Raw genomic sequence first — 16,777 nt, 5'->3', positions numbered from 1 at the left:
TCGTCTTAGAATCTAATATTTAACTTTATTCAGTTTCAGCAATCATGCCACATGCAGTGACGAATATTTTTCTATATTTATTAGCATATGCTGGTTTTCTTAGTGCTCCTGCACTCCAGAATAATCCAAATTTTTGTACTTGGTTAGGGTGATCTAAAGCTAGATTTCTATCTTTATATAAGTCTAAAATATAAAAATCATCTATTATTTCACCATCTACTTGGTCTAAGCGTAAGTCTAGCTCTTCTTGATTATAAGCACCCTCATTTTCTGTCTTGTCTCTGTTTTTTCTAGAAATTGGGACATTATTGTACTTAATAAGTTTATCAATAAAATCGCGGTCACAACAAAACTTATATATATCATAAGATCTTAATTTATAAAGTTTATTTTCTATTTTTTGAACGCTTGATAGGGGGTAAATTTGAAGATTAGTAGAGCCCCTTCCCCAATCTGTCACAAACGAATAATCTTTAGGTAAATTTTTTAAATATGTAATATCAATTTTATTATCTTCATTGAAAAGGCTATGCATTATTGTTCTATCAAAATTATATAGACTTTTTCCACAATTCCCCTTACCAAACCTACAATGTATTAATTGATCCCGAGCAAAATATTCTGGCATTGACCCAATAGCAATAAATCCGAAATTTTCTTCTAATGATTTGTTTATATCTGATTTTGCCATCAACTCTATGATTTTTTCTTCATCATTTAAATCATATTTAGAAATATATAAATTGGCATCCCAATTATCGTCATAATTTTTACTCCAATCTTCTAAAAGAGCGACAATTAGATCTACTTTTAGATTTTGTAATTTTTCTTCTTCTGTCAGATATTTTCCTTCTGCGGTACAGAAACCTCGTCTTTCATTGTATGCCTCATATTGCCAAACAATTAGTTTGAACAACAAATAAATCAGTAATATCGACATTCCGCCAAGCATAATTTTATGTGCTAATTTCATCTATTATCCTTGTTTATCACAATGCAACTTTCTTGGACTCATTTTTTCCTCATCTTCTATGAGATGGCCGTAATGTATATTTTTAGTTAATGATTTATTCATAGATTTTTAATTATGATTTTAAAATTTTTCTAAAATTAACATAATGCGCGTTAAATGCAATTCATTTTCTATTTCATATAATTCAGTGTGTTAATTGGTTTGATAAATCCCAATTCAAATGTATTGGTATTTTTGAATAGTTTATCATGTTCCATGATTGCTTATTAAACAATGTTCCACGGCTTTGTGTAGTCTCATTTAACCCTAAAAAAGAAAAAAATGTCCAGATGAAATAAGAAGAGATGTCCAAGTAGCTATTTACTTAGCTACCGTTAGTCATCGTTTTTAAATTTAAATGGGCGAGTTATTAACAGTAGGAAAATATTTCATTCCCCGAAAATACCCCGAAAGTTCCCCGAAAACAAAAAGCCCACTTTTGAAGTGGGCTTTAAGTTGCTGAATTAACAGCTATATTTGGTAGGCATATCCAGACTCGAACTGGAGACCTCTACGATGTCAAGGTGCGGAAAAACAAACTAAAACAATTACTTAATTTAATTTGGCGTAAGAATGGCGTAAACACCGAGTTATCCACAGGTTTTTAATGAAAAAACCGACTTAGTTTTAGGTGCTAAATCGGTTATAACTGATCTCAATATAGCTGATTTTGATAATCGTAACAATGAAGATTTGAGAGCGCTACGTTATTGCAAACACGCTCTCACTTTAATGGTTTTTCTACAATCGAAATCACTGCTGCATGTCGTTGCTGACAATCAATGTATTTGCGACGATCATCAATCATCACCTGAAGCACTTCTTTTGCCTGCCCTGATTCCAGTGTCAAAAGATCAGGGCATGGAGTTTTCAGGTTTGCTGGTATTACCAGCGGCGTTGACTGCTGACACCCCGTCGTCATCAAAACAATTAGTGTTGATATAAATAGGACGATCCACGATCTTTTGCACTGTACGTGTAATCGTTTCTGTTTTGACGCGCTCAGCTTCTTTGGTTTGTTCATAATCTTCACTTGCCTTCTGTGCTTTATCTTTAGCGGCTTCTTCTGCTTCTTTGTATGGTTTGACTGCTTTCGCTACTTCCTGCTCAACTTTGGCTTTGCATGCAAGGTCGGCTTTCATAATCTCCCCTGCATAGTCATTGGTCTGCCAAGTTTTCCAGAGCGAGAACAGCAAAAGGATGACAATCAAGGTCCAGCGTTTGTTATTCAAAATTAGATAGAGAATCGGCATCTATGCACTCCACTTCTTGTAAGCATTGGCTAGCTTAGTGTCATAGCTATTTTTAGAATAATTTTTGCCGTTATAGCCCGATGCAAAAGCCTTCCAATCCTTGTTCTTTAAGGCACTAATCAAGTTGTTCACTTTGATATATCGGCACATAGCTTCAAGCTGTGAGGCTTCGTCCTTATACATGGCATTAATAAATGCCTGTAAGGATGGATATTCGAGATTGAACCAGTGATACCCCATCACCTGACCAATACCCCATGAACAGGATTCAAGTGCAGAGAAGCGATCAAATTTTGCAGCATCAGCTAATTTTTGATGTTGCACAGAATATAAGCCATAGCCACCTGATGTTTTACTGCATAAGTCTGGTCGCTTTACTTCCATTACATCGGCAATCGCTTTCTTCTTGTGAAGCAATAAGCGTTGTCGCATGACATGACGTTCAAACAAAATTACTGGTGTGCCATCATCATTAAAACCAGATCCCTTGCATTCAATTTCAATTACGGCACGCAATGCTGCGACTTCAATTCCTAGAGATGCTGCCTGCTGTTTGATTTGTTCAGTAGTTAGTTTTTTACTCACTTCTTCCACTCCTCTTTTAGTTCACGTACCACTTCGATAATTGTTTTTCCGTCACGCTGTGCAATGAATGTTGTGGTCCATCGAACAATCGCCCAGCCCGGCAGGCCGCAAGCAAAGAACAATCCACCAAGTGCAACAACTCCAAATATGTCGGCAGCCCATGCATGCAAACCGAAATAGACAATTAGAAATGAACCACCTGTAAAACTTGATACGACTGTGCAGATCAGACCGACCGCCCATTCATGTGGACTTTTCGGCATGCGTATCAACATGACTACCAATGCGATTAATGCCGCACATAACACAGCTGCAATCCACACCCCATAAACCTTGAAAAAAACCGTTGCACCCGTTGTGCTCACTGGTTCTGCCATACATCCCCCTTATTTTTGGTAATAAAAAAGCCCTACCAAATTTTATTGGTTAGGGCTTTCTAAGTATCGATTTCTGTTGACAGTAAAAACCCTGATCTAGTTAAAGATCAGGGTTTATAGGGGTTTGTTGGGTGATTAATTTAGGTTGCTTTTGAATTCCTTAGCAGCCTTATATAACTCACTATCTTGCTGACCATTACGAATAACTCCAGTAAATGTGCCATTCTTGGTTTTGATGCTTATGGAAGAGTTATCTGCAGAAACAAGACTATCAACAAGGTCTTTTTTCACATTCAGTACCAGATAAGTGCTCTTACCTGTATTTGAGTTTTCAACATTCTCATCAGACAATTTAAAGACATTTTGCTGACCATTAAGAACTAGATCCACCTGTTCTATTTCAGAGTCATCGTTTTCGACATCAATGAACAAAGATAAAGCTTTAGTTTTTTCATTGATTTTGAATGCAATTGTCGGGCATTGTTTCGTGTCACATATAGCTTGTGATGATTTCATAATGTGATCAGCTTTAGAGCAAGCTGAAAGTAAAAAAATCAGGGCTGAAAGTTTCAGAATTGTATGTAATTTAATCAAACCTTTAACCTTATCATTTTCAATAGCAGTAAAATTGCTTTAATTTATTAAATTAGATTGATATTTACAACTTAAGAGCTAAACTCTTTTGCAGTTTGCATGCTATTAAAACTCATTTCATGAATCAAAACCAAAATTTTACACTTAAGAGAAGTTATTTATTTGGTGCTCTTATTGTCATACAGTTTTATCTGTATTTTTTCTATCTAAAAACAGAAAGTTATACATTTTTAGCTTCGTATTTTCTACTTTCAATACCTATTGCAACTGTAATTATCCATCAAAAACTCAATCAAAAAATGCTTATTTTACTTGGTGTTATAACATTAATATTTGGGTTTTTTGGGATTTATTCTAAAGAGTTTCCAGTGGTAGTAACTTACTACAACATGCTTTATGGTTTTTCGGCACTGATAGCATCCTATGCATTGTATAAAACAGACAAAAGTGAAGTATTTGTTAAAGTTTTATTTTGGTCCTATACAGCCTTCATCTTCTACCATTTTTATACACTTGGATTTAAAAGTCCTGAGCTCTACAATGATATTTTAAAAGGCTCTAGTCGAAATTATCTCAGCGGAATCTTTGTTCTATTACTAATTTTGCTAGCACTAACCTATGAGAAAATAAAAAAACCAACACCATTAATTTACCCACTCATCACTTTTGTTAGCTGTGTAGGATTGTTTGGGCGAAGTGGTATTGTATTTTCATTAGCAATGCTCATTTTTCTAATGGCAAAACAGAAAAACTACAGGTTAATTGGCGTATTCGCAGTAGGCACTATAGCTTTCATTTTAGTCAATTTGCAGTCTATTATTTTGTTCGCTGAAAACAGTACAAACTTTACGAATGGCTTAAGTTCTGAGAGATCCATCTTTATTAATGAATACTTAACAGGTATTACAAATAGCAATTCCGATTTCTTCTTTGGCAGAAGAATCGCAGAATGCTGTAGCTGGATTCAAACTTTCCAAGGGAATCCACATAACTCATTTATTATGGGACATATGCGCTATGGTGTAGCTCATACATTACTTTCCATAGGTATTGTTTTATACATTTTACTATCTAAAAACATTACATTAATTTTATTTGGTTTAGTAATTTTGAGCCGTTTCTTTGTAGATCAGCTAGGTTTATTCACTCCGTTCGATACTGTGCTGTTTTTACTATTATTCATCATTCATGGTTCAAAAAAGAAACAACTGCGATAAGCAGTTGTTTCTTAGTCACTAACTCAAATCAACATGAATTCCTGCATTGTTCCACAGCGTAGCGCTGCTAGCACTCACTAGTCCAAGAATATCTAAAACACGATTTTTAATAACACGCTTTTTAACTATGGAGCTAGTATTCCAGTTGAACACTAACGGGTTTGCAGTATCTCGGCGCTGAATGCGAAGAGTATAGTTGCCCGCAGTTAATGCGGTTGATGTGAAAGTAAACTCGACATCCTGATAAGTCGTTGTGTTAATGCTTGCAACAGCACTTGTTGCTACAACAGCCCCAGAGCTATTAAGAATCTCTGCAAAAGTATTCGCACTTACGCCTGTCATTCGAATACGAGCTTTCGTCACACTTAGACTTCGTTTTAAACCAATTGCTATATCAATTGTAGCTGCACTTGTTCCTAGTGAGTATTCTCCCCAAGATAAACTAGAATTCTCATATGTAACTCTTTGCGCTTCATAGCTATTCAAAGCTGAATACATATTCTTTTTAGTCAATCGGACATCTAAACGAGACATTAATGTCATGTCTGAACTTCGGAAATCAGCGTAGCTTTGAACGCTTAAGTTCTCACCATAATCGACAAAAGATGGATAACCGCCACTTTGTCCGCTTGCAAGTGTGGTATCGCCAGCAATGTATAACTGGGCAGTTGTGTACCAATTTTCAAGATTCTGTGTAGCAAATGTGGCTAGTAATGAACGTGCATTCCCTAGAGAACACATCATCAATAACTCATTTTTTCCAAAATTATATGGATCGACATATGGAGCGTGAACTTCGCGTGCCATACTTATGTTTGAACCCCAGCCAGAATTACCCTCCAGATTGAAAGTCTTATTGTATTTCCCATTTACACCAGTACCCATTCGCCAAAAGCAAATTAGTTGATCGTCGTAATAACAGATAGTCGGCTCTGCCGAGCCAGCTGATTCAAACTGAGCTGCTTGAGACACAGCAATATCAGTTGTCAAAGTGTAGTCATAAACTGCGGTTGAACGATAAATACGGCATGAGCCGTCTAAACCGTAACTAGGAACAAGTAGATAACCAGATGGAGTAATTAGCGTATTACCCCATGTAAAATGGTTGGTTGGTAATGAAATCTTGCGAGTGTTTTCCACTGTGTTGTTTGTGCAGTTATATACCAGTAAATAGGTATCGTATGTGCTTGCACCAGTCTGCATGGCAAATTTTACCAGTAAGCGATTAGCATACTGAGGCATGATTGAGATATTAATATCTCGAATATCTTGACCAACTACACTTGTAAGAAGAACTTGCTTGGTTATCGCGTTATTCTTGTTTCGATCAATGATATACATAACAAGATGAGAAGGTACAGAAGCATTGTAATAGTGGTTTTGACCGCATCGAACAGCTACATATTCTTTACCATTTGCTAATGCAGAACAGCCAAATCCACTGTAACGGTTACTTGAATCGACGTGCTGACCGAACTCATCTTCTAATGTAATAATTCCATTTCTATTGGATCCCTTGCGATATTCAGATTTCATCACCCGATCATGGTTAATAAATCTTAAATCCCCATTGCCATTAAAATTTGCAGTATTAACATTCGAATTGTCTAAAGAAAATGTCTGGCTATCGGGAATTAAAATTTTAAAACTTTTGGCTTTTGCGTATGTATCTGCGGCTGTTATCGCTACTGTGGCATTAATACCTGTCAACGCACCAAAATCAAATACACTCAGATTTTTAGTATCTACACGCTCCCACCCCATGACAACTGTTGCATTATCATCTTCAAGTGCACGTACAGAGTTATATTTAAATAATCCACCACCTACAGAATCACTTGTATGCTGAAGAACTTGCACCAATTGCCCTTCTATACGTGGAACTAACGTTCTTAAAAGGCTCAATGATTCTATTTTTTGAATAGTCAAATCATTAATCTGTTTTTGGGTTTGAGTGCCGTCTTGAACATATTCAGATGGCAAACCTAAAACAGGCTGTCCAGTAATCGCACTTGCAATACCATCAATGTACGCCTTTAAATCCGCTTCTCTTGTTTGAGCTAATTCATCATAAGAAATATCAGCCAAAATACGTGCCTGTGTCTCGAAATCAACAAGGTGCTTCCATTCTTGTAAAATTGCTGTGAGTTTATCTAAGGCACGCTCTAGTGCATCTGGGTAGAAGTTATCGTAGTTTGTTATATCTAACAGTTGGTCTACAGGAGTTTTACCACCCACATAGAAAAATGTTGAAGAATCTGGTGCTTCAACAAATGTAATATATCCACCCAGATTTCCTTCATTCACAGTGACAGCATATAAAGCCTCGTCCATAAACTCAAAATCATCACCAACTTTTATACGTACAGCTACACCTGTCTCATCCTCCTGATTGAAGACTCGAAATGTAAAATCGAATCGGGTATTTACCCCATTACCGACATAGAGCGGGCTAAGTCGATCGGTAACTTGAACTGTCATGTGCTCACCAATAAAAAAGGTTGTAATTTCTACAACCAATTCTATGTAAGCTCATAAATAATAGGACTGCTCAAAGCAATGGACTGTCAACAGCCCTATTCCTCTGGTGCATGCTTACCAGTAATGGTTCCGCGAGTAGCATCATAAATACTTTCAGGCGCTTCTTTCTTACCTTGCGAGATAGAAAGCCAGTAACCCGAAGGTTTGCCAAGCACCGCAAATGGAATACCAGTGGTCAGTGTTGCGGTATTAAGAAAATCTTTTGCTGCTTTACCTTGATTGACTTCCTTTTCTTCATCTAAAGCAGTCTTTGCATGTTTGATTAGGCCTAAGCCACTCTCACCCATGCTAAACACTGGTGATGCGGTATAACGGTCATTCATGACATTATCATCTGTGTTACTGATTGCAGCATTCACCACATTACCTGCGTACGGCACAAAAGCTGATAACATCTTGAATTGCGACATTGCTAACTTGGCAGACAAGTCATCCCATTTTTCCCCATCATCATCACTATCTTCTAAGCCGCCTGCAAAGATAATCCCAAGCAACTCAGATAACATAGAAGGAATTGAAATCATCATCAGTGCAACATAAGCCAATCGTGGTGAAGCCTTCACCCAACTACCATTTGTAGCTTCCAGCGCAAGCTTTACTTCAGTATTCGATGTATTCCAAACCATATTGAACCAGTTATAGAACATGAGGAACATGCGCTTGGCTGGTGAGCCGCGCTCAAGGTTTGAAACCCCTTCTGGTGACATATCTGTCATGTATTGGCGAATAACTGCATCTGCTGCGTGTACAGCATCATATTGATTTAAACCTATCTCAGTATAGTGATTGAAAGCAGCTTGCCATGACACAACCTCCATTGGTCGCTGAATGGTGGTCTGCAATACATACGCATGCTTCATCGTAAAATCTTTAACGGATTGAATCGCATTCTTCTGAAAAACCATGTCATCCACTGCATAGCGATATTCATCTGCCGCCTGATCCCATCGGGTTTTCATGAAATCCGACATTTCCATGATTTGCTCTGCCATGTGCTGACGAGTCACCACAGACTTGAAGTACTCGCCTTGAGCTTTAATCAAAAGTTTTGGCGGTACCGCAACGGCAACTTGTGCAAAACCTGTGAACTGCTCAATGGCGTTTTTCAGGTTACCAGCCATGATTGCAATGCCTGTATTTCGACGCAAAGCTTTAAAGACATTATCCAGTAGATGTGAATCAGTGCTTTGATCAACTGACTGGTCTGCAATCGCTTTTAGCCAAGGATTAAAGATTTGCTTTGTAGCAAACGGCAATACTCGCTCAAGCTCATTACGGAAGTCCTTGTTTAATAATAAGCGTCCAATTTGACGAATCTGTAGTTCAAGGTGGATATAGCGTAGCTCTTTATCTAAGTGACTAGGTAGGCGCGATAAATCCAACTCAAGCATATCGCTGTATCTGTCCGCACGTGACTTGGTGAAGTTGGCACCAGTGGTCGCAATATCCAACGCCTGCAAGTTATTTTCAGCAAGGTTTTTATCCTGGATACGGTCTTGCTCATTAGAGCGAATGCGGTCATAAGATGCAGGTACATAACCACCTTTGTATTCACCAAAAGGCGTACTGATTGGTGAGGTCGGTAACTCATCAAAATAACGACCATTGATTTTTTTATGGGTTAATTGAGCTTGTCCTTTGTATCGATCAAATAGGTCCCAAAGCTTTTGAGCTGTGTCCATATCATTTTTGGTGATCGTGCCTTCAGCAATCATACGATTGAAGAACTGATCCCATTGACTAAAATCCACAGAGCCATCTTCAAGGCGACTACCCCAGCCATACCCAATCACTAAACGCTCTTTGTTGCTCATATTACCAGTGTGCAAAATGGCATGAATTAAGGCTTGCTTGCCTACAAAGGTATAGTTGTTCAACTCAGGGGCAGCAATCTTGGAATTGTCTAGCTTTCCAAAACCCTCAAAAATCTTAACCACATCATCCAGCATCTTAGTTTTTTCAATGCGGTACTTGCTCAAGGCATCTTGCATCGGATTGATTAAATACTCGCGGTACTTACCAGTGACACCGCCATCTAGCCACGTTACCACCTGATCCACACGTTTAGCTGAAGCACCAAGCTCCATAAACTTAACTTTAAGTTCTGCTGTCTTGTCTTTGCCGAGCATGTCTTGCTGAATCTTCTCAACGCTCTTTTTACCGCTAGACTGTTGAATCAACTCATCACGCACCTGTTCGCGCTCAATCGCTTCATTGGTGGTGTGCCAGACCTTGTTTTCACGTGAACGGTGCCAAAGCGTTTCGACTGCCGCCATAACAGCACTGAACTGCTCTAATGTGAGTTCTTTATAACTTTGGTTTTCAGGCAAAGCACCAATATTCTGAATCTCTGCATAGGTGGTCGGATCATATTTACGGATCAGATCCAATTGATGTTCATAGTTGGTAGATTCTCTCCCTAAATCATATTTACCTAAAATTGCGCGTGCCGCTGTGACCATATCAAAGTCACGGTTTTTGGCTAATTTTTCATTATTGCCAAAGATCTTTTTTACTAGGCTTAAGTGGCTTTGCACTTGGTCCTTTGCATCGTAGCTGTATTTGGTTGCAAAGAACTGAACCAACTGATTTCGCTTATGTCTTGCCGCTTCCACAGATTGACCTTTGCGGAATGCATCACTTGCCATCTTTCCTAAACGTGCATCATCCTGAGCACGTAGATGTGGTCGAATATCTTTTAATTTTTGGCGCTGAATCATGTCACGTGCCACAGATTTTGCGGCTTCATTTAAAGCTGATTTTCTGCCTAACAGACCATTCAAAGCCGCCATTTCAGCCGATAAAACACGTGCACGGATTTCATTATGTAAGGCAGACTCAACCGCTTCAACGATACTTTGCTGATCGTAGAACTCTGAATATTGCACGGCCATGCGTTCATCGGTTAATTGCTCAATACGCTGCTTAGGTGTTGGTGCACTGATTAAGTCTCGCACTAATGCGTCACCACTTTCATAGCCAAACATCTCAGCGACTAAATCAGGATTCTCACCACCGCGCTGTGCAAAACCATAAGCACCTTTAGAGATACGATTGAAAATTTCACTATCTGGACCATACTTGGCTTCAATCCAATCCAAAGATAATTTTGCCTTGGTCACCAAGCCTTCTGAATAACGCTGCAAGATATCCATGTCTTGTGAATAATCTAACAGATCAGGCTCAACTTGATTTGAATATTGCTTGTTACCAATAAGCTGCTCAGAAAACTTGTCCTCAAGCTCACGTGTATCAAATTTGCCGTTAGCATCTTTCGTTAAATAGCCTTCTTCAACAAGACGTTCAGACATTGCCTCAATCGATAAGCCTTTAACTTTAGACTTGCTTGAACGTACCACTGGCTGATTTGCAACACCTGATTTAATTGTGGCTGGTTGATCAATCCCCCAAGTACTTTCAACTTCGTTGGCATCCAAACCACCAATTTTGGCAATAGCTTCAAAAAGATTATCACGCTCAGGCTCAACTTTTTTCAGGTTGGTCTTAGGCTTTGGATCAGATGGTTGACGTAGAAAAGTCATGGCTTGATAAACAGGCTCTTGCGCAACATCCTTTGCAATTTCCTCTCGTACCGCTTCGCGCTTCTTATTAGCTTCACGTTGCAGTGTGCGCATGTACTTGGTTTTTTGCTTCTGATACCAGGATAAATTTTGGATAGATTTCTGTTCTAAGGTATTAATAGCCAGTTCAGTTGCAGCTTCATGATCCTGACGCATTTCATCATAATCTTTTGGTGAAATACCCAAGCGCATTGAATCATCTTGTTTAATCAGCATCTCAAGGTTATAAGCAGCTTCGGCTTCTTTGATTGAACTCTCTGAAGCAAGCATACGATCCATAACGCCAGTGATATCACTGCTTAATTCAGCACGGTCATTGATGCCTAAGAATTTCTCAATGTTGCGATATACCGCAATCATGAATTGACGGAACCGGTTAAATACTTGCTTAAGGTCTGCACTTGGTGCTTTGCCTGTATACACATACTGCTCAAATGTCTCTGCAAACTTTTCATGCACTTCTGTCTTTTCCGCGTCTGTGAAGAAATCCCATTCATTCAAGCTTTCAAAATCAGCCTTAGCCCACTTAAGAACTGTCTCCATATCTTCACGGATTTGCACTGGTGCATCAGGACTTAAAGCCAACTGCATATTCATTTCAAGGAAATGGTGCCCCAACTCATGCACGAATGTTGAGAAGTCGGCATTTTTGCTTAAAACAATTGTTGATCCATCTTGCCCGATATTGAATGTGATTGAGCCGCGTGTACCGCCATTGGCTTGATTGTATTTTTTCCCAAATGGGGAACGGTACATTGCCTCGCTGATCTCATAATCTTTATTTCTACCCTTGTTCTCAACAAAGCCGTGTCTTTTATAAAATTCAACTAAGCGCTTTTTGTTTCCCCCAAAATCTGAACTTGGTGTCAAAGCTAAAGTCTTATTTGTTGAATCAGCATAATCAATGATTTCCTTCATGGCTTTAGAGCCAACACCTTGGCTACGTGCAGTTTCTGGAACAATGATTTTATGTAAAGTAATAAAATTTCTTTTCGGGTTACCTTTTAAGCCAAGATCAATACCGTATTTTTCTTTCAATCCAGTTGCAAAGTCATCTAAAGAAACTACCAGTTGCGACATCTCAGACTGGTTAAATGTTGCAGTCTGTTCGGAAGATTTGTTTGTTATCTCATTGGTAATACGAATTGGATAACGGTCGAAAGCATCTTTCGCTGTGATACCAAGCTTATCGCCTAAGGTTGAATAGAATGCTGAAGTCAGCTCACCTGCAGCACGATTATATTTTGCATTGAATGTGCCAACGTCAGCCAATTGGCTTTGCACTTCCGTTGCAACTTGCTCTCGAGCATCTTCTGCCACTTCAAAAGCAGCTTGCTCATTCAGGAATACATCTGCATCGGTCTGCATCTGCTCTGTGGTTTTATTAAAAATATCCTGTGCCTCAAGGTATGTTGGCATATCAGGATTAGAACGAATATTTTCAACAAAGCCCGACGGATCTTCTATTGAAGACATTGCTGACACAAACTCATCTATTGGAATTTTCACTGTGCTATTGAACTCTTGTGCATCACCTAACTGATTTTGCAGGCTAGGTGCACGCGCAAATAGATCCTCAGGATCAAGGTCTCGATCTCGCAATAACTGGTTGAAAGTCTGACCATCAATATAGACTTCACCAACAGCACCATGCTCCGCTACAGCTTGTCGAATAAAGGACTGGCTTGTCTCTTCATCACGCTGTGCTGTCTTGGTTTCCTTGTTCTGATTAATCAGGTTGGAAAGCACAGAAGCAAAGGTTGTGGACTTAACAGCATTTGACTGCTGCTCCTGGTACATCTGATCAATTGCTAATTGTGCTGTGTACTGATTTTTAACTTTGCCAGCCGAAACAATGGCAACTTCAGGGGCAGACATTGCCAAGCCCAATACACCTTCCAGTGCCATTTCTACAGGATCAGCCTTTTCGCCCACTGCATCAGCCGCACCTTTAACTGAATACACACCTGCAGCTGATTGAATTACAGCTTGTCCACCTACCGTACGTAGTGGACCACCAAACCCAACAGGCAACAATAAACCGCCTAAGGCTGAATACTTGGCAGAACCCCAAGTCTTTGCGGAGGCATAATCAATCTGCTCTTCACGTGTTAAAAACTTCTCACGTGCCTCTGCCATATTTTGACCATAGGAAGCCACATAATCAGCCGCACCTGCACCCAATGCGCCTTCTGTAGCACTGCCGACCACTGCTGCACCACGTGTAAGAGCTGCTGCCTTTTCCATGTTCACTAAAATTGGTGCGTACTTTGCGGTGCTACGTGTAAGAGTTTGAGATAAAACATTCCCTGTGCCAGCACCAAGCGCAAAGCCCGCAATGCTTGGCGGCAATTGTTCAGCGGTAAATTCAGCTAATAATCCAAGATCAGCATTTTTCAAAAATTCTTGTGCAGCACCCAATACGCCTGCATCGTTTGTTTGTGCTGCAAGTTGCATATCCGATAATGCTTGTGACATTTCATTTGATTGTGGAATCTTATTTTTATACAGCGTGAAGCGGTCAAGCATTGAAGCATCACCAGTTACTGCAAATTTAGCAGCACCCATTGTTTGCCAGATTGAGGCATAACCACGCTTAGTTGCATTCAGATAACGATTGCCTTGATCTTCAGCATTGACTGGTTCGGCACTCGCTGTATTGTTCGCCCAATACAATTGATTGCTCATGTACTGCTTGAATCTTGCTGCAGCATAAACCCCATACTGGCCTTTAATTTCGTTGAACTGCTGTTCAATGGTCTGCTCTATTGATTGTGGGAATAACGGCTTATTCAATTCAATAATGTGCTGATTGGGAACCTTGGGTTGAATCTGTTTTCTTGGATCTTCAAACACTCCAAGCTTTTGCAGTGTTTTCTTTTGCTCAGGTGTTGTTCCTTTCTTAAACATTTCCTGAATATCAGCGTAGTCCACTGTTTGCCGTGGTTCTGCGATGGATGGCTTTAAAAGTAAAACTGAATCGCTGACACGCTTTAGACCACCAAAATCATCAAGTGAAATTGCAGCTTGATTTGGGTCCAATGCATATTTCCCTAACACTGGATCACTGGCAACCACGTCATTGATATGCTTTTGCGTATTTACTTCATCTGCTACAGAAGAAATCTCTTCAGGCGTTTGTGTCATCTTGGAATAATCCAAGCCTAAAGACTTTGCAGCTTTACGTGCACGTGCTTCTGTATCCGCAATTTGTGTAGGATTTTTACCTTGATTTAATTCTAATAATTGACCAATTGTAAGATTCGTTTGGTTTGGATCAGACATAATAAAAGCACTTAAAATTACGGACTTCTGTAATCTTAAATGCTCTTAGATTGTAAATAGCTATTTGCTGTTGACAGGTCAGAACCCTCTTCGCATCATTGAATAATATGCGTTTAAGTATTCTGAATCAGTTACTTTATCGGGGTTACGCCCCTGCTTTTTAAATGTATCGGATATTTTATCCAGCATTTTAGGCGTAATGTCAGATTTTTTCTTAACCTGAGAATACATGCGATTAAGCTCAGTCTCACTTCCACCAAATATGCCAGTGGTTGTGATTCTCACATTGGTATTCAGATTTTTTAAAACCAGTCGATCAATCTGAGGCCATGACAAATAACCGCCATTCTTTGCTTCAGCTTCACGCATTGTCTGCATTAAATCTGATTTCACAGCATTGTAGTGCAACAACTGATCTTTATTTTTGGTATCAGTAATTCCAATCGTATTCAAATAAGGTTTTATAGCAGCTGCAACAGTGGAGTCATTAACAAGGAAAACTTTCTCTTTTGGTTCCTTTGATTTATCCAGCTTGTTTACTTCCACATACATTTTTGTTGCTTCTTTATAGTCAGCAGGTGAAAGCTTATCTGCATACTGGTGCAATACTGATTGAGGCTTACCCTTGAAAAGCTCCTCTTTGTTGAGTGCAATCATTGAAAATACGACTGGATCAGTTTTTATATTCTTCTCAAAGTTGCCTTGCTCATGGCTTTCAGGCTTGCAATTTGATTTGGCTTTAACACATCAAAAGCATTCACTGGAATTTGCTCATAAGTAAATTCACCAGTACTGATGCCCTTATAAAGATCGTTATAGACCTGATCCTGTTGATCGCTCTTGATCTTATCCATAGCAGCAAACTTCTGATTCAATCGTGATTGCGCTTTGGTTTTAACTTCAGATGATGCATCGCTATTCCAAATAGCATCATAAGCCTGCTGACGTGACTTGGTAGGCTCATCTGCATACTTGCCAAAATCATCAGTCAGCCACTTATCAACCCGTTGCAAGTAATTCTGAGTTTCAGATGTAGGCGGTTGCTTGCCTTCAAAACTGCTTCTGCGGCTTTGCCACCACCGTTGTAGTATGCGGCAATCACCATTGGATCCTTGGTGTTATATTTTTTACTTACCCAGTCCACAAACTCCAATGAAGCATCAATCGTATCCATTGGATTATTAATATCTCGCTTACCACCTTTATTAAAATCCCCCCAAGTCGCAGGCATAAACTGCATGACAGATTGAGCACCCTTAGGACTGACTTGGTTGTTGTGTGATTTCTCACCACTCAAGCGAATACCTAGAAGCAACGGAGCCGCCCACTCCATGCCCTTTTCCTTGGCAGCATGTATTGTGTAGATATCCAAACGCTGATCATTGTATTTGATGTTCTTCATCTGATCAGGCGTTAAGCTTTTCAACTCACTCACGGCTTGCTGTGTGGCTTGTGGCGGAATGTTCAGCGCATAGTTGCTACCATATTCAACACCTTCTGAAGCACTATCAACCAGAGCTTCAACTTGCTGATCCTCTAATTTTTGATGAATCAGCCTATTTGATTTAAATGAATCATTTAGCGAAATTTCGTCACTATATTTTTGACGATATTGAACAGCGCCACGCAGATCATTGCTCTCGATAAATGCATTGATGTTTGCCACATGCGTTTGAGAAATAATATCTAAATAAGAATTTTTCTGCCTCAAGTGCAGACTTCCCTTGCAACTGTGCTGACTTTGCGATAGCTACTTTTAAATTCTCACGATTATCATCAATGATTACAAAATTTGCAGGGTTTTCATTAATATTCATCACAAAACGTTTAGCTGAAGCTGAGTAAACACTTTGCTGATATACATCGTTTTCACGTACAAAATAGCTTTGCAACATACCTTTAAAACGTAACTGATCTTCTGATGCAATTTGATTAAACATATTGCGTTGGCGATTGTTACTTAAATTACTGGAAATCTCTCCAACACCATCCATATAAGAACGTTGATAGTAATCAACAAAACCTTCCCCATCACCTGAATCAAAACTAACTACATCAACACCCTTTTTATTGATATATCCATCATTACCATCGTTTTGCAGACGTAGCTTTAATTCTGCTAACTGGTTTTGCGCATCCATGACACGAACACGGTCAGCTTCATCCTGCTGTTTCTGATAAATACTCGCACCAGTACTCACCAAATTAGCAATTCCGTCAATTTGGCTTCCAACCATACCAACAGCTTCACCTGGTGATAATCCACCTTGCACACGAACGTTTGGCGCTTGATCTTGTCCGACTTGTTGGTTGAATTGAGGTACACGCATAT

Annotated in this window: 9 protein-coding genes and 1 pseudogene; 1 reads left to right on the top strand and 9 read right to left on the bottom strand. The window is 39.3% G+C overall.

From position 1 onward, the window contains the following. Nucleotides 1–25: 25 nt before the first annotated feature. From C3F34_RS13345 to C3F34_RS13320, 6 genes are all read right to left on the bottom strand, one after another. Nucleotides 26–973 (bottom strand): hypothetical protein, encoded by a 948-nt coding sequence (locus C3F34_RS13345; protein ID WP_104441810.1) that lies wholly within the window; start codon nt 971–973, stop codon nt 26–28. Nucleotides 974–1,736: 763 nt separating this feature from the next. Further along, nucleotides 1,737–1,862: a hypothetical protein gene (locus C3F34_RS20710; protein ID WP_265735178.1), complete on the bottom strand. Its 126-nt coding sequence runs from the start codon at nt 1,860–1,862 to the stop codon at nt 1,737–1,739. 4 nt (nt 1,863–1,866) lie between these two features. After that, nucleotides 1,867–2,265, bottom strand: coding sequence for a cell envelope integrity protein TolA (locus tag C3F34_RS13335; protein WP_104441808.1), 399 nt, complete (start codon nt 2,263–2,265; stop codon nt 1,867–1,869). Further along, nucleotides 2,266–2,850, bottom strand: a complete 585-nt coding sequence (locus C3F34_RS13330) for an N-acetylmuramidase family protein (protein ID WP_104441807.1) — start codon at nt 2,848–2,850, stop codon at nt 2,266–2,268. It lies immediately after the preceding gene. After that, nucleotides 2,847–3,227, bottom strand: a complete 381-nt coding sequence (locus C3F34_RS13325) for a hypothetical protein (protein WP_104441806.1) — start codon at nt 3,225–3,227, stop codon at nt 2,847–2,849. The genes C3F34_RS13330 and C3F34_RS13325 overlap by 4 nt, the downstream gene beginning before the upstream one ends. 135 nt (nt 3,228–3,362) lie before the next feature. Then, entirely contained in the window at nt 3,363–3,821 is a 459-nt protein-coding gene (locus C3F34_RS13320; protein ID WP_158654359.1) for a hypothetical protein, read from the bottom strand. A 119-nt stretch (nt 3,822–3,940) separates the two neighbouring features. Between C3F34_RS13320 and C3F34_RS13315 the strand changes: the two genes are divergently transcribed. Further along, on the top strand, nt 3,941–5,038 hold the full coding sequence (locus C3F34_RS13315) for a hypothetical protein (protein ID WP_104441804.1): 1,098 nt from the start codon (nt 3,941–3,943) through the stop codon (nt 5,036–5,038). Between the two features lie 18 nt (nt 5,039–5,056). Here the strand turns inward: C3F34_RS13315 and C3F34_RS20590 are convergent, their stop codons facing one another. From C3F34_RS20590 to C3F34_RS13300, 3 genes and pseudogenes are all read right to left on the bottom strand, one after another. Then, complete coding sequence (locus C3F34_RS20590; RefSeq protein ID WP_228155300.1) at nt 5,057–7,519, bottom strand: hypothetical protein; 2,463 nt, start codon at nt 7,517–7,519, stop codon at nt 5,057–5,059. A gap of 95 nt (nt 7,520–7,614) precedes the next feature. Then, nucleotides 7,615–14,445, bottom strand: a complete 6,831-nt coding sequence (locus tag C3F34_RS13305; protein ID WP_104441803.1) for a GNAT family N-acetyltransferase — start codon at nt 14,443–14,445, stop codon at nt 7,615–7,617. Nucleotides 14,446–14,523: 78 nt separating this feature from the next. Further along, nucleotides 14,524–16,775: pseudogene (locus C3F34_RS13300) on the bottom strand (transglycosylase SLT domain-containing protein). Nucleotides 16,776–16,777: the final 2 nt, after the last annotated feature.

It is taken from the genome of Acinetobacter sp. ACNIH2 (assembly GCF_002934965.1).
Classification (GTDB): domain Bacteria; phylum Pseudomonadota; class Gammaproteobacteria; order Pseudomonadales; family Moraxellaceae; genus Acinetobacter; species Acinetobacter tandoii.
Note: the sequence above shows the minus strand (reverse complement) of the source record. Positions and strands in the feature narration are given on the sequence as shown.